The organism is Stappia sp. P2PMeth1, assembly GCF_900185735.1.
Classification (GTDB): domain Bacteria; phylum Pseudomonadota; class Alphaproteobacteria; order Rhizobiales; family Stappiaceae; genus Stappia.
In genome coordinates, this window is sequence record NZ_FYAW01000021.1 from 198882 (window position 1) to 215124 (window position 16243).

15 protein-coding genes are annotated in these 16243 nt (G+C 67.9%); 3 read left to right on the forward strand and 12 right to left on the reverse strand.

Annotated features, from left to right (window positions below):
* Positions 1 to 101: 101 nt before the first annotated feature.
* The 5 genes from P2PM1_RS14700 to P2PM1_RS14720 all read right to left on the reverse strand — a co-directional run bounded on the left by P2PM1_RS14700 (position 102) and on the right by P2PM1_RS14720 (position 5020).
* Positions 102 to 452, reverse strand: coding sequence for an AzlD domain-containing protein (locus P2PM1_RS14700; protein WP_186399567.1), 351 nt, complete (start codon positions 450 to 452; stop codon positions 102 to 104).
* On the reverse strand, positions 449 to 1222 hold the full coding sequence (locus P2PM1_RS14705) for an AzlC family ABC transporter permease (protein WP_186399568.1): 774 nt from the start codon (positions 1220 to 1222) through the stop codon (positions 449 to 451). The genes P2PM1_RS14700 and P2PM1_RS14705 overlap by 4 nt, the downstream gene beginning before the upstream one ends.
* Before the next feature lie 154 nt (positions 1223 to 1376).
* Positions 1377 to 3803, reverse strand: a complete 2427-nt coding sequence (gene clpA / locus P2PM1_RS14710) for an ATP-dependent Clp protease ATP-binding subunit ClpA (protein ID WP_186399569.1) — start codon at positions 3801 to 3803, stop codon at positions 1377 to 1379.
* A gap of 9 nt (positions 3804 to 3812) precedes the next feature.
* A complete protein-coding gene (gene clpS, locus P2PM1_RS14715) occupies positions 3813 to 4142 on the reverse strand; it encodes an ATP-dependent Clp protease adapter ClpS (protein ID WP_186389077.1) in 330 nt (109 codons plus the stop codon).
* A gap of 548 nt (positions 4143 to 4690) precedes the next feature.
* Positions 4691 to 5020, reverse strand: a complete 330-nt coding sequence (locus tag P2PM1_RS14720) for a phasin family protein (RefSeq protein ID WP_186389190.1) — start codon at positions 5018 to 5020, stop codon at positions 4691 to 4693.
* A 678-nt stretch (positions 5021 to 5698) separates the two neighbouring features.
* Here P2PM1_RS14720 and P2PM1_RS14725 point away from each other — a divergent pair.
* Entirely contained in the window at positions 5699 to 7402 is a 1704-nt protein-coding gene (locus tag P2PM1_RS14725) for a D-alanyl-D-alanine carboxypeptidase (RefSeq protein ID WP_208985286.1), read from the forward strand.
* Positions 7403 to 7453: 51 nt separating this feature from the next.
* Here the strand turns inward: P2PM1_RS14725 and P2PM1_RS14730 are convergent, their stop codons facing one another.
* Both P2PM1_RS14730 and P2PM1_RS14735 read right to left on the reverse strand, forming a co-directional pair.
* Positions 7454 to 8164 (reverse strand): DnaJ domain-containing protein, encoded by a 711-nt coding sequence (locus tag P2PM1_RS14730; RefSeq protein WP_186399570.1) that lies wholly within the window; start codon positions 8162 to 8164, stop codon positions 7454 to 7456.
* A 105-nt stretch (positions 8165 to 8269) separates the two neighbouring features.
* Entirely contained in the window at positions 8270 to 9016 is a 747-nt protein-coding gene (locus P2PM1_RS14735) for a VWA domain-containing protein (RefSeq protein WP_371636787.1), read from the reverse strand.
* Positions 9017 to 9168: 152 nt separating this feature from the next.
* Between P2PM1_RS14735 and panC the strand changes: the two genes are divergently transcribed.
* On the forward strand, positions 9169 to 10035 hold the full coding sequence (gene panC / locus P2PM1_RS14740; protein ID WP_186399571.1) for a pantoate--beta-alanine ligase: 867 nt from the start codon (positions 9169 to 9171) through the stop codon (positions 10033 to 10035).
* Positions 10036 to 10079: 44 nt separating this feature from the next.
* Here the strand turns inward: panC and P2PM1_RS14745 are convergent, their stop codons facing one another.
* The 4 genes from P2PM1_RS14745 to P2PM1_RS14760 form a co-directional block, all read right to left on the reverse strand.
* Complete coding sequence (locus P2PM1_RS14745; RefSeq protein ID WP_186389080.1) at positions 10080 to 10514, reverse strand: DUF1489 family protein; 435 nt, start codon at positions 10512 to 10514, stop codon at positions 10080 to 10082.
* Positions 10515 to 10607: 93 nt separating this feature from the next.
* Positions 10608 to 12545 (reverse strand): biotin carboxylase N-terminal domain-containing protein, encoded by a 1938-nt coding sequence (locus P2PM1_RS14750; protein WP_186399572.1) that lies wholly within the window; start codon positions 12543 to 12545, stop codon positions 10608 to 10610.
* A gap of 63 nt (positions 12546 to 12608) precedes the next feature.
* Positions 12609 to 14216 carry a carboxyl transferase domain-containing protein gene (locus tag P2PM1_RS14755; RefSeq protein WP_186399573.1) on the reverse strand — a complete coding sequence of 536 codons (1608 nt, stop codon included), beginning with the start codon at positions 14214 to 14216 and terminating at the stop codon, positions 12609 to 12611.
* 148 nt (positions 14217 to 14364) lie between these two features.
* Positions 14365 to 15012: a glutathione S-transferase family protein gene (locus P2PM1_RS14760; protein ID WP_186389083.1), complete on the reverse strand. Its 648-nt coding sequence runs from the start codon at positions 15010 to 15012 to the stop codon at positions 14365 to 14367.
* Between the two features lie 115 nt (positions 15013 to 15127).
* Between P2PM1_RS14760 and P2PM1_RS14765 the strand changes: the two genes are divergently transcribed.
* Entirely contained in the window at positions 15128 to 15736 is a 609-nt protein-coding gene (locus P2PM1_RS14765) for a hypothetical protein (RefSeq protein WP_186399574.1), read from the forward strand.
* Here the strand turns inward: P2PM1_RS14765 and P2PM1_RS14770 are convergent.
* Positions 15725 to 16156 (reverse strand): rhodanese-like domain-containing protein, encoded by a 432-nt coding sequence (locus P2PM1_RS14770; RefSeq protein ID WP_186389085.1) that lies wholly within the window; start codon positions 16154 to 16156, stop codon positions 15725 to 15727. The genes P2PM1_RS14765 and P2PM1_RS14770 overlap by 12 nt on opposite strands.
* Positions 16157 to 16243 lie beyond the last annotated feature (87 nt).

The following is a 16243-nucleotide window of genomic DNA, read 5'->3' on the forward strand; positions in this document are numbered from 1 at the left end:
TCAAACCGGCGGCGCGGTCTCGCGCCGTCGCCGGCACTGGAGTAGCAGCCCCCTGCTGACACCCTCGTGTCAGCAGTCCATCCGGTTCGGCCGCGCTGTCCTCAGCCGAGATCGAGCAGCAGCCAGCCGCCGATCAGCACGACCTCGCCGACGGCAACGCCCACCACCACCTTCTGCCGGGAAGCGAAGAAGGCGGCAAAGCCGCAGGCGGCGGCCAGGATCCGCAAGGCCATCGGCGTGGTCTGCAGCGCGCCGGCGGGAAACAGGATCAGCTTGGCGATGACGCCGGCGACCAGAGCTGTCGCAACGGCGCGCACGAAGATCATCACCTCGCTGTCCTCGCGCAGCCGGCCGCTGGCCAGCACCCCGAGCCAGCGCCAGATGTCGGTGGCGAGCCAGCCGGCCACCACGATCATCAGATAAGGCCACCACCAGGCCTCGGCGCCGGTCATCGCCACCCCCGCCGCGCGATGCGCGTGCCGAGATAGGCGAGCGTGCCGCCGACCAGCCCGGTCCACAACAGGTCGAGGCCGGGCAGCAGCATGTAGAACAGCGGCCCGAGCAGCAGCCCGGCCGCCATCGCCGCCTTGTCGGCGGAAATGCGCGCCGCGCCCCACAAAGAGCACAGGAAATAGACCGGCGTCAGCAGGAACAGCGCTGCCGAGGGCAGCGCCGGCATGCCCTCCACCAGCAGGTAGGCGACGCCGGTCATGACGAAGACGAAGAGGGTCAGGCTGGCGCCGAAGCCGAGGAAGAACGGCAGCCGCGCCTCGCGCGGATGGTCCTCCAGATGCCGCATGGCCCAGACCCAGGCGGTCACCGCCACGAAATGCGAGGCGATCAGCAACTGCCAGCGCGGCGTCTTGCCGTCCACCCGCAGGATCGGCATCAGGGCCATGGTCATCGGCATCAGGCGCACCGAGGCGAGCGCCACGGCAATGGCCGCCGGCACCAGGCCCATGCCGGCGGTGATCGCACCGGTCAGCACGACGACGCTCGGCAGCGCCCAGACGAGGCCAGCCATCGCCAGCGTCTCGCCGAGCGTGAAGCCGCTTTCGCGGGCAAGGCCGGCATAGCCGACAAAGGCGGCGGCAAGGATCAGCGCGGGGATGGAAACCGCCGCCCGGACACCGCGCAGAACCCAGATCCGGGCCGGCAGGTCGCTGCCGTCCTCCGGGGGCTCCGGCAAACGTGTCGGGGGTGCGGACGGGGGCGTCGGCATGAAACGAAACCGCAAGACAGGGCGCCGGCCACAGGGAGGCAGGCCGGCCAGGGGACTTCCTACCTAGCAGGTCGAGGCGAAAATGCAAAACGGCGCCGCAGGGGCGCCGTTCCGCGAGGCCGCGCGCAAGCGCGGCAATGATCGTCCGCCGTCCTCAGTCGGCCAGCGGCACCTTCGGGACGAGGCTCTTCTTGGCCGAACCGCCCTTCTTCGACGGAGCGGCGACCTCGACCTTCTTCGCCGCCGGCTTGCGCCGCCGCTTCGGACGCGCAGCCTTGGGCTTTTCCGCCTTCGGCTTGACCGGCGTGTCCTCGACCGTCTCCAGCAGCAGGCCGGCCGCGTCCTCCGACACCGACACCTTGACCGTGCCGCCCTTCTTGAGCTTGCCGAACAGCACCTCATCGGCCAGCGGCCGCTTGATGTGCTCCTGGATCACCCGGGCGAGCGGACGCGCGCCCATGCGCTCGTCATAGCCCTGGTCGGCGAGCCAGGCGATGGCGTTGTCGGTCAGCTCGAAGGTGACGCCGCGATCGGCAAGCTGCGCCTCGAGCTGCATGACGAACTTCTCGACGATCCGGTGCACGACCTCCGTCGGCAGGCTGCCGAAGGCGATGACCGCGTCGAGACGGTTGCGGAATTCCGGCGTGAACAGGCGGTTGATCGCCTCCTGGTCCTCGCCCTCGCGCTTGACCCGGTTGAAGCCGATCGGCGGCTTGGCCATGTCCGAGGCGCCCGCATTGGTCGTCATGATCAGGATGACATTGCGGAAGTCGACCTGCTTGCCGTTGTGGTCGGTCAGCCGGCCGTGGTCCATCACCTGCAGCAGGATGTTGAACAGGTCCGGATGCGCCTTCTCGATCTCGTCGAGCAGCAGCACGCAATGCGGATGCTGGTCGACGCCATCGGTCAGCAAGCCGCCCTGATCGAAGCCGACATAGCCGGGAGGCGCGCCGATCAGCCGCGAGACCGTGTGGCGCTCCATATATTCCGACATGTCGAAGCGCAGCAGCTCGACGCCGAGCGAGGCGGCAAGCTGACGGGCGACCTCGGTCTTGCCGACGCCGGTCGGGCCGGAGAACAGGTAGTTGCCGATCGGCTTGTCCGGCTCGCGCAGGCCGGCACGGGCGAGCTTGATGGCGCTCGCCAGCGTCTCGATCGCCTCGTCCTGGCCGTAGACCATGCGCTTCAAGGTGGCGTTGAGGTTCGACAGCACCTCCGCGTCGGACTTGGACACCGACTTCGGCGGGATGCGCGCCATCGAGGCGACCGTGGTCTCGATCTCCTTGACGCCGATGGTCTTGCGCCGACGGCCCTCGGGAACCAGCTTCTGCGAGGCGCCGGACTCGTCGATCACGTCGATGGCCTTGTCCGGCAGCTTGCGGTCGTTGATGTAGCGGGCCGACAGCTCCACCGCCGTCTTGATCGCCTCGTTGGTGTAGCGGACCTTGTGGAAGGTCTCGAAATAGGGCTTCAGCCCCTTGAGGATCTCCACCGTGTCCGAGATGGTCGGCTCGTTGACGTCGATCTTCTGGAACCGGCGCAGCAGGGCGCGGTCCTTCTCGAAGAACTGGCGATATTCCTTGTAGGTGGTCGAGCCGACGCAGCGGATCGTCCCGGAGGCGAGCGCCGGCTTGAGCAGGTTGGAGGCGTCCATCGCCCCGCCCGAGGTGGCGCCGGCGCCGATCACCGTGTGGATCTCGTCGATGAACATCACTGCGCCGGGATAGTCCTCGATCTCCTTGACGACCTGCTTCAGCCGCTCCTCGAAGTCGCCGCGATAGCGGGTGCCGGCGAGCAGCGCGCCCATGTCGAGCGAGAAGATCGTCGCGTCCAGCAGCACCTCCGGCACGTCGCCGTCGACGATCCGCTTGGCCAGCCCTTCGGCGATGGCGGTCTTGCCGACGCCCGGATCACCGACGAAGAGCGGGTTGTTCTTCGAGCGGCGGCACAGGATCTGGATGGTGCGCGAGATCTCGGCATCGCGTCCGATCAACGGATCGATACGGCCGGACTTGGCCTTCTCGTTAAGGTTGACGCAATAGGCCTCAAGCGCATCCGTCTTCTGCTTAGGCTTTTCCACGCCTTCCTCCGTCGCCGCTTCCTCGTCGGCGCCGCGAACGGGACGTGCTTCGGACATGCCGGCGCGCTTGGCAATGCCATGGGAGATGTAGTTGACCGCGTCGTAGCGGGTCATGTCCTGTTCCTGCAGGAAATAGGCCGCATGGCTTTCCCGCTCGGCGAAGATGGCGACGAGCACGTTGGCGCCCGTCACCTCCTCCCGGCCCGACGACTGGACATGGATCACGGCGCGCTGGATGACGCGCTGGAATCCGGCCGTCGGCTTGGAATCGTCGTCGCCCTCGATCACCAGGTTCTCGAGTTCGGTATCGATATATTCGACGAGATTGCGTTTCAGCACGTCGAGATCGACATTGCAGGCGCGCATCACCGCGGCGGCGTCCTGGTCGTCGATCAACGCGAGGAGCAGGTGCTCCAAGGTCGCGTATTCCTGCTGACGCTCGTTCGCGAACGAGAGCGCCTGGTGCAGGGCCTTTTCAAGGCTTCGGGAGAATGACGGCACGGGCGACCCCTATTTCTTTTCCATCACGCATTGCAGAGGATGCTGGTGTTTGCGGGCAAAGTCCATGACCTGAGTGACCTTGGTCTCCGCCACCTCATAGGTAAAAACACCACACTCCCCGACGCCGTGGTGATGGACGTGCAACATGATGCGCGTGGCTTCCTCGCGGTTCTTCTGGAAGAACCGCTCCACCACGTGCACGACGAATTCCATCGGCGTGTAGTCGTCGTTCAGCAACAGGACACGGTACAGGTTCGGCCGTTTGGCGACAGTCCGCGTCTTGGTGACGACCAGGTTGCCCGTGTCGTCGCCGTTGCCGCGCTGAGGTCCGTTGGTCATTGGCTCTCCATCGCCCTGTCCCGCAATCGCCTGTCCTGCAATCGCCTGTCCTGCAATCGCCTGTCCTGCAATCGCCTGTTCCGCAATCGCCTGTTCCGCAATCGCCTGTCCTGCGGCGGACCTGTCCCTCGGAAAGCCGCAAGGTCTGGCCCGAACGGCCTGACCAGCAACGTCTGGCCCGCAAGGTTCGGCCGGCGAGCGCCTGCAGTCCTGCTGGGAGATGGCCCCTGCGACGACCGCGGCACGGCCGCTGCGCCCCAAGCACGCCACCCCAGGCACGCCACCCAGGGCACGCCGCCCCTCGCGACAGCCGTTTCGGCGACCTGCCCGCGCGTCCATCTAATGTATGGCATCCTGCGCCAAGCTCAATGGCGGCGATGTGCATTCGCACGCGCAACACGCCGAATTGTTGGGAGGAAGAGCCGCGACCTGGCGCGGGAAACGGCCGCAGCCGCGACGGAACGGCGCAGGCAACAAAAAACCCGCGGACAGGGCCGCGGGTCGAAGGCCCGGCGGCACGCCGCCGGGATCGTCTTGGGAGACGAAGCTTACTTGCCGGCCTTGGAGAAGGCGGCCTCGTAGGGCTTGTAGGCGTCCTTGGCCAGGTCGCTGTACATCTCGCCGATCTTGGTGACCTCGCCGACGAAGCCCTCATAGGCGGTCTTGACGAATTCGCTCTGGGCCTCGAAGGCCTTGTCGAGCGACTTGGCGGCGACCAGCTTCTCGACAGCGGCGGTGCTGTCCTCGAAGGACTTCTTCTGGTAGTCGGCCACTTCCGAGGCGATCGCCTGGAAGCCCTTGGTCATGGCGCCGAAGCTCTGCATGACGACGTCCATGTTGTCCTTGCCGAGCTTCTGGATGTCTTCGAAATTGTTCATCATCTGTGACCTCTGAGCGTTTGCCTTGCGGCCTTGCGGCCTCTTGATTGCCCCGGTGTTCCGGCATTGCCCCGGTATTCCGGTCCGGTCCGGCCTCGCCGGGCCCGGTATGCGACGCGCCCGAATGTTCGGGGCGCCAGAGGAAGATCCGCGGAGGATTTCCCCAAAGCACGCCTCAACGTCGAGCCTTGCGATAACGAAAAGAGATATATGCGATGCACAAATTTTGTCAAGAGTCATTTTGCAGTGCAGCATAGCCGGCGAAGGAGCCCGGCCGCGGCGCGCCAGTGGGGCCGATCCGCCGCTTCCACGGCAAGTCCCCGTCCTGCCTTGCGTTTTTGACCGGCCCGGTTCGCCGCTCCGGTTTCGCGCGAGGGTTGTCGTGCGGCGGAGATCTCCGGTAACGGCGCATTAACCGCCTTTTGCGACTCTTCGCCATCATGAAAGCCGACGACAACGCGGCTAAAAATCTCGGAAATCGGTTTCGCTCGACGACTGCGTTTGGACATTCGTAACCGTATTTCGGGCATCATGAGGCAACACGCGGGACATCCGGCCGGGGCTGGCGGGGATCCGGATCGCACCGCAAACGAAACACCTGGACCCGAGTGGGGTGAAATTGTGCTGAGTAAAGGTGTGCGGCGCGTCGGGCGCGCCCTTGCAATCGGAACCCGCGGAGTGCTTCTGGCCGCCATGGCCCTGGCGCTGACCGCGATGCTGTCCGCTCCAGCTTTCGCCAATCCGAAATACTCGGGCATCGTCGTCGACGTGAAGTCGGGGCGCACGCTCTACAGCTACAAGGCCGATACGGCCCGCTATCCGGCCTCGCTCACCAAGATCATGACGCTCTACGTCCTGTTCGAGGAGCTGGAGGCCGGCCGCATGTCGCTGCAGACCCGGCTCAAGGTCTCGCAATACGCCGCGAGCCGCCCGCCCTCCAAGCTCGGCCTGAAGCCGGGCAGCACCATCACCGCGAAGGATGCGATCCTGGCGCTGGTGACCAAGTCGGCCAATGACGTCGCCGTCGTCGTCGCCGAGAATGTCAGCGGCTCCGTGCCGGCCTTCGCCCAGCGGATGACCCGCACCGCCCGCCAGATCGGCATGAAGAGCACCACCTTCCGCAACCCGTCCGGCCTGCCGGACAATGCGCAGAAGACGACGGCCCGCGACATGGCCCTGCTCGGCCGCGCGATCCAGGAGCGTTTCCCGAAGTATTACAAGTACTTCAACACCCGGGTCTACACCTATAAGGGCCAGCGCTACGGCAACCACAACCGCCTGCTCGGCCGCGTCAAGGGCGTCGACGGCATCAAGACCGGCTTCATCCGCGCCTCCGGCTTCAACCTGGTCACCAATGTGAACACCGATGGCCGCCACGTCGTCGCCGTGGTGATGGGCGGGCGCACCGGCGCCTCGCGCAACGCGCAGATGGAAAAGCTGATCGCCCAGTACCTGCCCAAGGCAACCCGCGGCAACCGCACCGCGCCGATGCTGGTCGCCAGCGCTCCGGCGGCCAGTGCCCCGGCGTCCCGCAGCCAGGCGGCCGCCACGCCGAAGGTCACACCCAAGCCGCTCGCCTTCGCCGAATTGCGCAACGTGCCCGTCCCCGGCCTGAAGCCGCAGGAGCAGGTGATGCAGATGGCGGCGCTCAGCCAGGCCGCCAGCGCCGTGCCGGTGGCGGCCCCCGCCGCCCGCGTCGCCCCCGCAGCGGCTCCCATGGCGGCTCCCGTGGCTGCCCCTGCCGTTCCGGCTGTCCGCGCGGCCGACGCCGGCGCCGACATCGTCACCGGCTCGATCGCGCCGGTGCCGCAGAAGCCCGACCTCAAGGCGATCCTGCACCGCAAGGCGATGGAAGTGGCCGGTACCGACATGGTTCCGCAGGGCTCGGCTCCGAACATCGCGGCATCTCAACCGGCGGTTCCCGCGCCGATACCAGCCGTGCGTACGGTGCGCACGCAGACCATCCGCGTTGCCGCCCTCACCGACGAGGCGGTCGCCACCGCCCTGCCCGACCCGCAGCCGGCCCGGCAAAAGGCCCAGCAGCAGCAGGCCCATCACCAGGCAAGAGCCGATCTGCCCGACGCGCCGGCCAATTCCTCGGTGACCGTCGCCGCCAACAACGCCGCCGATCCGGCGCCGGGCTGGCAGGTGCAGATCGCCGCCGCCGAAAGCGAGGATGCCGCCGTCGCCATGCTGAAGCGGGCGCAGGGCGCGCTCGGCTCCAAGCTGCGCGGCTACGACCCCTATACCGAGCCGGTCGATTCCGGCGGCTCCACCCTCTATCGCGCCCGCTTCGTCGGGTTCGAGACCAAGACCGCGGCCTGGAACGCCTGCCGCGACCTGAAGCAGAAGCGGTTCAACTGCTACGCCGTGTATCAGTAGTGGGACGGACCGTCTGAAACCCAGATCAACTTGTTACGCGTACTGGTGAGTTCAATGACGATCGAGAAGCAGGGCCTTCGCCTCGTTGAGTTTGGCAGCGAGAAATCCGCTCCCCCCCTGATCGGGATGGACGCGCTTCATCAATCTGCGGTGCGCCGCCCGGATTTCCGCCTCGCCGGCGCCGGGCGCAAGCCCCAGAACCTCGTAGGCCTCCTGCTCGGTCATGGCGCCCGTGCCCGGCGGGCTTCCATGCCCCGCTGCGGCATCCGCCTCGAAGTCTACACGCCAGCCGGGCTCCCGGCGGTCGAGATAAGCCTCAAATAAGGCGCGGCTGTCCGCGTCGCCGGACAGTTCCCGGTACAACGTCGCAAGCTCCCCGCGCGACAGGCTGTCGAGGCTGCGCCCCTCGAAGTGGCCGACCAGAACCTCGCCCGCCATGGCCCCGCTGTCGTGGTCGAGGCGCATCTCCAGGAAGGCGGAGCGCACCGTCGAGGTCGCTCCGCTTCCCCCGTTCTGCCCCTCGCCCGCCGGCTTGAAGCCATGGGCGCGCCGCAGCCCGAGCAGCGTCAGCCCGAAGCCGCCGGCCAGCAGCGCCAGGTCGATCCGCCGCGCCACCAGCAGCACCGCCGCCAGCGCCAGAAGGGCGACGCCACCGGCCGTCTTGAGCTGGCGGGCAAGATCGCCCGGATTGGCCCGTGTCGTGTAGTGCGCAAGCGCCAGCAGCAGGGCAAGCGTCCCCACGCCGAGCAGCAAAAATCCCATGCCAGTCCCCGTCTTCGCAAATCATGCAGCCATCGGCACTATAAAGAGCCGGTCGTCCCCGCACGAGGCGGCAAACCAGCGCCCCGCCGCCTCATGCCCGTTGGTTTACCCCATATGCTGCAGCAGCCGCTTCGCCCCGCCGTCGCCGCCGCGCATCAGCCGCTCCAGCCCCTCGCGCCCCGCCGCCGCATAGACCGCCGCCGCCTTCAGCAACTCGGCAAGCTCCCGCGCCGACGAGCCGTCGAGGCGGAAATGCGCGCCGCGCGTCAGCCTAGCGATCTCGCGAAAGGCGGTCTCGGCATGGGCGTCCGCCCCTTCCTGGAAGATGAAGGCCGGCACGCCGAGCAGCCCGAGCTCCCCCGCCCTGGCGCAGAGCGCGTCGACATCCTCCTCGACGCAGTCGCCGATATAGACCAGCGCCTGCACCTTGCGCCGGCGGGTCTCGTCGATGGCATGGCGCAGCACCTTGCGGATCTGGGTCTGGCCGCCGCGACAGTCGATCCGCGTCATCAACCCGGCGAGCGTCTCGCCGTCATCGACCCATCTGGAGGCGGCGCATTCGCCGAAGCCCCGGAAATAGACGAGCTGCATGGCAAGCCGTCCGACCTTGCCGGCGGCGGTGAACATCTCCGCCTGGATGGCGCAGGCCCGGTCCCAGGTCGGCTGGCGGCTCATCGTCGCGTCCAGCGCGATCACCAGCCGCCCCGCGGTGGCGACGTTGCGGGTCGCCTGCGCCGCGCCGAGGAAGGCGGAAATCGCGCTTCTGGCGGAGGTCGCCGGAGCCTTGCCCTGGCTCGTTCCGGCCGGGCTGCGGCTGCGTGTCGCCTCGATCCTGCGGTCCTCGTCCACCAGTGCTCCTTACGGTTCCGCCATGCATTTCAGTCAGTCGCAATTGATATGGCGCCCATTGCGGAAAAATCCAAACGCCAACCGCAAAAGGCGCTAAACACCGTATCCGGCGCCGGCACGGGAGCGGCGTCGCACACTGGAGGATACCGCAAGACATGACCAGGCCGAGGGTTCACGAGACCGTTGCCGACCTGCGCCAGGGCATCGCCGCTGCCCGCGCCGCCGGACGCCGCATCGCCTTGGTGCCGACCATGGGCGCCCTGCACGAGGGCCACCTGTCGCTGGTGCGCGCCGCCCGCGCGCGGGCCGAACACGTGGTCGTCTCGATCTTCGTCAATCCCACCCAGTTCGCCCCGACGGAGGATTTCGACGCCTATCCCCGCGACAACGAGGCCGACATCCGCATGCTGGAAGAGCTGTCGGTGGAGGGCGTGTTCCTGCCCTCCGTGGCAGAGATGTACCCGCAAGGCTTTGCCACCGGCGTCACCGTCGGCGGTCCTTCGGCCGGGCTGGAAAGCGTCACCCGGCCGCACTTCTTCAACGGCGTTGCCATCGTCGTCACCAAGCTGCTGCTCGCCGCCCTGCCCGATGTCGCGGTGTTCGGCGAGAAGGACTACCAGCAGCTCGCCGTCGTGCGCCGCTTCGTCACCGATCTCGGCATTCCGACCGAGATCCTCGGCGCGCCGACCGTGCGCGAGGCGGACGGGCTCGCCATGTCCTCGCGCAACCGCTATCTCGACGCCGGCGCCCGCCGGACGGCCGCGCTGATCCCGCAGGTCTTGACGCAGGCGATCGCGCGCATCGAGGCCGGCGAGCCGGCGGCATCGGTGCTCGCCGAGGGCACTGCGCAGCTCGCCAAAGGCGGCTTTGCCGTCGACTATCTGGAGCTGCGCGATGCCGCGACGCTGGCCCCCGTCGGGCCGCAGAGCGACAGCGCCCGCCTGCTGGTCGCCGCAAGGCTCGGCTCGACGCGGCTGATCGACAACATGGCGGTCGCCCGCCCGGCCTCCGGCTGGGCCTGAGCGGGACAGGCCCGAGCGGACTGCGAGTTTCGCAAGAAAACCAATCAGATCAGGCAGAGTTCGGCGAGTTCCCGGCGCATCGCCTCGGGAATGTCGCCGCCGCCGGCGAGTCGGCGGATGTCGGCCGGCGCGTCCTCGTCGGTGAGATAGCGCCAGCCCTGGAACGGCCGGCGCGGCTGCGGCCGCGTCGGATGCAGCACCGGCTCCAGCACCAGGTGGCAGCGCTTGACCCCGGATGTGTCGGTGAAGGGGCGGATGTCGAGGAGGTGCTGGCGCGCCTGGATCGTGCCCTTGATCACCCAGTAAAGCGAGCCGCCGCCCAGCAGCTCGTCGCGCCGGGTCGGGATCATCCGCGTGGTGTGATACTGCTCGACCGGCTCGCCGCGCGTCCGCTTCTCCTCCAGGCGGAAATCGATCCAGGCCTGGAGATCCTCGATGGCGTCGACGCCGACGCAGAGCTTGAGCAGATGAAGCGGCATGCCTCCTGTTATAGGGCTCCGCACGCGCCGGCAAACCCGCAAGGCGCCGGCCTTGCCCGCTATGCACAGGCGATGCGCTGAGCCGTAGAAGCGTCAGTCCTCGTCCGCGAGCGCCACCACCGGCGCGCCCTGGTCGACCTGCGCCCCTTCGGTGACGAAGACCGCCTCGACCGTCCCGTCGCGCGGCGCGGTGATGGCGTGTTCCATCTTCATCGCCTCGACCACCGCCAGCCGGTCGCCCTTTTCCACCCGGTCGCCGGGCGCGACATCGACGGCAATGACCTTGCCATGCATCGGCGCCTTGACGGCGGACGCGGCTTCCGCGTCCTCCGCCACCCGGGCGAGATGGTCGACCAAGGTCACCAGCACGGCGCGCCCGCCCTCCACCGCGTAAACGCCCCGGTCGCTGCGCACCACCCGGCCGGCTCCCGTCCGGGGCGTGTCATGGCTGGGGCCCGAAACGCTGGCCTCGCCGCCCCACCAGGAGATCGTCACCTCGCGCGGCTCGCCGTCGACCTCGACGCCGACGCCGATGCGCCGGATGCCGGCCAGTTCGAACCCGCTGGTCGCCGCGAAAGGATCCTGCCAGCCGGCTCTCGCGGCGGCGGCTTCCGGCAGCACCAGGGCCGCCACCGCCGCCTCGATCGCCGCCTCGCCGACCCGCCCGGTGGTCAGCCGGGCCAGGTCGCGGTCGATCAGCCCGGTGTCGAAGCCGCCCCGGCGCACCTCCTCATGCGCGACCAGCGCGGCAAGGAAGGCGAGATTGTTCTTCGGTCCGGCGATCAGCGAGCGGTCGAACTGCGCCGCCAGCCGGTCGAGCGCCGTCTGGCGATCCGGCCCATAAGCGATCAGCTTGGCGATCATCGGGTCGTAGAAGGCGGAGATTTCCGCCCCCGTCTCGACGCCGGTATCGATGCGAACGCCTTCAGTTTCAGGCAGTTCCAGCAGATCGAGCCGGCCGGTCGAGGGTAGAAATCCCGTATCCGGATCCTCCGCATAGAGCCGCACCTCGACCGCGTGGCCGCTGATGGCGATCTCCTCCTGCGACAGCGGCAGGCCCTCGCCGGAGGCGATGCGGAACTGCCATTCGACGAGGTCCTGGCCGGTGATCATCTCCGTCACCGGATGTTCGACCTGCAGCCGGGTGTTCATTTCCATGAACCAGAACCCGTCGGGGCGCAGTGTCCCCGAGCCGTCGGCGATGAACTCGATGGTGCCGGCGCCCGCATAGTTGACGGCCTTGGCCGCCGCGACCGCGGCCGCGCCCATCGCCGCGCGCGTCTCCTGCGTCATGCCGGGAGCCGGCGCCTCCTCCAGCACCTTCTGGTGGCGGCGCTGCGCCGAGCAGTCGCGCTCGAACAGGTGCACGGCATTGCCCTTGCCGTCGCCGAAGACCTGGATCTCGATGTGGCGCGGGTTGAGGACAAATTTCTCGATCAGCACGCGGGCATCGCCGAAAGCGGACCTCGCCTCGCGCTGCGCCGAGGCGAGCGCAGCCTCGAACTCGATCGCCTTGTCCACGCGGCGCATGCCCTTGCCGCCACCGCCCGCAACCGCCTTGATCAAGACCGGATAGCCGATCTCATAGGCCTTCTGCTTGAGGAACTCGGCCTCCTGCCGCTCGCCGTGATAGCCCGGCACCACCGGCACGCCGGCCTTCTCCATCAGCGCCTTGGCCCCGTCCTTCAGCCCCATGGAGCGGATCGCCGCCGCCGACGGGCCGACGAAAACGATGCCGGCGGCCTTGCAAGCCTCGGCAAAAGCGGCGTTTTCCGACAGGAAGCCGTAGCCGGGATGGATCGAGGCCGCCCCTGTCGCCTTGGCCGCCTCCAGGATGCGCGCGCCCACCAGATAGCTCTCCGAGCTCGGCGAGGGACCGATGGCGACGGCCTCGTCCGCCATGCGCACATGCAGCGCGTCGCGGTCGGCCTCGGAATAGACGGCGATGGTGCGCAGGCCGAGACGGCGCGCGGTCTTGATGATGCGGCAGGCGATTTCCCCGCGATTGGCGATCAGCACCGAGTCCAGCATGGGGTGGGTCCTCGTTGAAAGGGCAAGCGAGCGCGGGCCCGGATGCGCGGCCCGCGACGGGGATTACATGCGGAAGACGCCGAAACGGGTCTCCGGAAGGGGGGCGTTGAGCGCGGCGGAGAAGGCAAGGCCGAGCACCGTGCGGGTCTCCTCCGGCAGGATGATGCCGTCGTCCCACATCCGCGCCGTGGCGTAATAGGGATGGCCCTCCGCCTCGTATTTCTCGCGGATCGGCGCCTTGAAGGCGGCCTCCTCCTCGGCGCTCCAACTGCCGCCGTCGCCCTCGATATTGTCGCGCCGGACGGTCGCCAGCACGCTCGCCGCCTGCTCGCCGCCCATCACGGAAATCCTCGCATTCGGCCACATGAACAGGAAGCGCGGAGCGTAGGCGCGCCCGCACATGCCGTAATTGCCCGCGCCATAGGAGCCGCCGACAATCACCGTCACCTTCGGCACCCTGGCGCAGGCGACCGCCGTCACCAGCTTGGCGCCGTCCTTGGCGATACCCCCGGCCTCGTACTCCCGCCCGACCATGAAGCCGGTGATGTTCTGCAGGAACAGGAGCGGAATGCGGCGCTGGCAGCACAGTTCGATGAAATGGGCGCCCTTCAGCGCCGATTCCGAGAACAGGATGCCGTTGTTGGCGACGATGCCGACGGGGATACCCTGGATGCGGGCGAAGCCCGTGACCAGCGTCGTGCCGTAATTCGCCTTGAACTCGTCGAGTTCCGAGCCGTCGACGATGCGGGCGATGACCTCGCGGATATCGTATTGCTTCTTGAGGTCGACCGGCACCACCGCGTCGAGATCGCGCGGATCGACCACCGGCGCCCGCGCGGGGAGAAGCGCCAGATCCGGCGCCTTGGTGCTGTTGAGATTGGCGACGATGCGGCGCGCCTGGGCCAGCGCCTGATCGTCGTCGACCGCGTAGTGATCGGCAACGCCGGAGATGCGGGTATGCACGTCGGCGCCGCCCAGATCCTCGGCCGAAACCTCCTCGCCGGTCGCCGCCTTGACCAACGGCGGACCGGCCAGGAAGATCGTGCCCTGCTGCCGGACGATGATGGTTTCGTCAGACATTGCAGGCACATAGGCGCCGCCGGCGGTGCACGAGCCCATCACCACGGCGATCTGCGGGATGGCCATCGCCGACATGTTGGCCTGGTTGAAGAAGATCCGGCCGAAATGGTCGCGGTCGGGAAACACCTCGGTCTGGTTCGGCAGGTTGGCGCCGCCGGAATCGACCAGATAGATGCAGGGCAGCCGGTTCTCCATGGCGATCTCCTGCGCCCGCAGGTGCTTCTTGACCGTCAGCGGATAATAGGTGCCGCCCTTGATGGTGGCGTCGTTGCACACGATCATGCAGTCGCGGCCCGAGACCCGGCCGATGCCGGTGATAAGGCCGGCGCCGTGGATGGCGTCGTCATAGAGGCCATGGGCCGCGAGGCCGCCGATTTCCAGGAATGGACTGCCGGGATCGAGCAACCGGGCGACGCGCTCGCGCGGGAGCAACTTGCCACGCGCCAGATGCCGCTGGCGCGCCCGCTCGGGGCCGCCGAGCGCCGCCGCATGCCGCTTGCCCAAGAGGTCGGCGCGAAGCTCGGCCCAGGCGGCGCGGTTCGCCTCCACCTCCGGCCCGTGGGTCGTGGAATTGCTGCGCAGGATCGCCACCTGGTTATCCCCCCGGTTGCTGTCGGGATGAGACGGATATCGCCGCTCCCGACCTGTCGGTTTCTTGCTGAGCGGGACAGTGAATGACGCTTACGTTTTAGTCAATACCATCCGTATTTCTCTTTTATTTCATTGTGTTATTTTTCATTCAATCGACCTCGTCGGCGTCGACGACCCAGGGCTCGCGCGCCCCCCCCCCCCGCCACTCGGCCAGGATCGGATGCGCCATGACCGCCTCCGCATAGGCGCGCTCGACCTTGCCCAGCGGCAGCAGGTAGGTCAGAAACCGGGTGACGACGGGCGCGAAGAAACAGTCGGCGGCGGAAAACGGCCCGAACAGGAAATCCCCCTCCCCGGCATGGTCGGCGCGGCAGTCCCGCCAGATCTCCCGCATCCGCGCAATGTCCCGCGTGGCATCGGGCGAGCGCGGATGCGGCGCCGGCGTGCGCCGCAGGTTCATCGGGTAATGCCCGCGCAGGTCCGGAAAGCCGGAATGCAACTCGGCGCAGAGCGAGCGCGCCCGCGCCCGCGCCGCCCCGTCCAGCGGCCACAACCGCCCGGCCGGCGCCCGCTCGGCCAGATATTCGATGATCGCAAGGGAATCCCATACGGCGAGCTTGCCATCGACCAGCACCGGCACCCGCGCCGCCGGAGAGATCGCCTTGACCCGACTGGCGAATTCCGGCGTGTCGAGCGGCACCAGCACCTCCTCGAAGTCAAGCCCGGAAAGCTTCGCCGCCGCCCATGCCCTGAGCGACCAGGAGGAATAGGTCTTGTTGCCGATCACCAGTCTCATTCATGCGCTCCCATACAAAACAGCGAAATAACGCCGACCTAACGTAACCCTTCGTAAATCTGACAGGGATAGACTCGTCACTTACTCCCCGCACCCCCCGTCCCGACAAGGTCCGATGATCGCCGTTTCGTTGCAAGCCTCCAGACCGGCTTCGGTCGGCTACGCGCTGCTTGTCGCCCTCTCCCTGATGGTGTCGCTGACGGCGGCGCTGGCGAAACCTGTCCCCGCCGCCGCCGACGCCCAGGCGTTCCGCGTCACCAACACCGCGGTGCTGACCCGCTCGCCCGACGGGGTCACGGCGACACCGGGCGAACTCGACCAGCGCATCGTCCATATCTCACTGTGCAAGACCGGCGAGAACCTGCTGCTCGACATCGGTACACGGTTGAAATTGTGGAAGATTCCGGACGGGCTCGCGCGCATAGACTGGCCGCAGGGCACGGGCACGGCGCTGTCGCGCGACGACGCGATCGCCCTGTCCGGCCAGGCCACGGCGGCCGATGTGCCCACCTGGGGCGCCGAGGTGAGCTGGCCGGACCTTGGCCCGGTAACGCTTGTCCTCTTCGAGACGAGCCCGGAAAGCTATGGCGGCCTGCTGTCCAGCGCCCCCTCCGGGGTGCCGGTGCTGCGGCAGATGATGTTTCAGACCCTCACCCCGCGCTCCCGGCCGCGCGCGCCGGGCATGCCCCGCTCCTATCCCGGCGTCGAGACGCTAGCCGATTGATGCGGCTGCCTGTTTGGGGGCGCTGCCGGGAAGCTCGACCGGGCCGCCCGCCTCCCGCCAGGCGGAAAATCCCCCGCCGACATGGGCGACCGGGGCCAGCCCCATCTCCTGCACCGCGCGGGTCGCCAGCGCCGAGCGCCAGCCGGCGGCACAGAAGAAGACGAAGCGCTTGTCCTCGCCGAAGACCGGCTTGAAATAGGGGCTCTCCGGGTCGATCCAGAACTCCAGCATGCCGCGCGGCGCATGCACCGCGCCGGGGATACGCCCCTCCCGCTCCAATTCGCGGATGTCACGGATATCCACGAAGACGGTGCCGGGATCGCCATGCAGCGCCACCGCCGCGCCGACCTCCAGGGTCTCGACCACGGCCTCGGCCTCGGCGAGCAAGGCCTTGTATCCCCTGATGATCCGTCCCGTCATCGCGCTCTCCCCGCAGTCCGGCCGCCCGCCGGCAAGGCCGCCATTGTTTGCCGGGCCCTGCGCAAATGACAAGCCCTGTCCCCGCGC

What these genes read in the sequence shown, in the direction of transcription:
- P2PM1_RS14700 (WP_186399567.1), bottom strand. Translation starts at nt 452, where the DNA reads ATGACCGGCGCCGAGGCCTGGTGGTGGCCTTATCTGATGATCGTGGTG.
- P2PM1_RS14705 (WP_186399568.1), bottom strand. Translation starts at nt 1,222, where the DNA reads ATGCCGACGCCCCCGTCCGCACCCCCGACACGTTTGCCGGAGCCCCCG.
- clpS (WP_186389077.1), bottom strand. Translation starts at nt 4,142, where the DNA reads ATGACCAACGGACCTCAGCGCGGCAACGGCGACGACACGGGCAACCTG.
- P2PM1_RS14720 (WP_186389190.1), bottom strand. Translation starts at nt 5,020, where the DNA reads ATGAACAATTTCGAAGACATCCAGAAGCTCGGCAAGGACAACATGGAC.
- P2PM1_RS14730 (WP_186399570.1), bottom strand. Translation starts at nt 8,164, where the DNA reads ATGGGATTTTTGCTGCTCGGCGTGGGGACGCTTGCCCTGCTGCTGGCG.
- panC (WP_186399571.1), top strand. Translation starts at nt 9,169, where the DNA reads ATGACCAGGCCGAGGGTTCACGAGACCGTTGCCGACCTGCGCCAGGGC.
- P2PM1_RS14745 (WP_186389080.1), bottom strand. Translation starts at nt 10,514, where the DNA reads ATGCCGCTTCATCTGCTCAAGCTCTGCGTCGGCGTCGACGCCATCGAG.
- P2PM1_RS14750 (WP_186399572.1), bottom strand. Translation starts at nt 12,545, where the DNA reads ATGCTGGACTCGGTGCTGATCGCCAATCGCGGGGAAATCGCCTGCCGC.
- P2PM1_RS14760 (WP_186389083.1), bottom strand. Translation starts at nt 15,012, where the DNA reads ATGAGACTGGTGATCGGCAACAAGACCTATTCCTCCTGGTCGCTCAGG.
- P2PM1_RS14765 (WP_186399574.1), top strand. Translation starts at nt 15,128, where the DNA reads ATGATCGCCGTTTCGTTGCAAGCCTCCAGACCGGCTTCGGTCGGCTAC.
- P2PM1_RS14770 (WP_186389085.1), bottom strand. Translation starts at nt 16,156, where the DNA reads ATGACGGGACGGATCATCAGGGGATACAAGGCCTTGCTCGCCGAGGCC.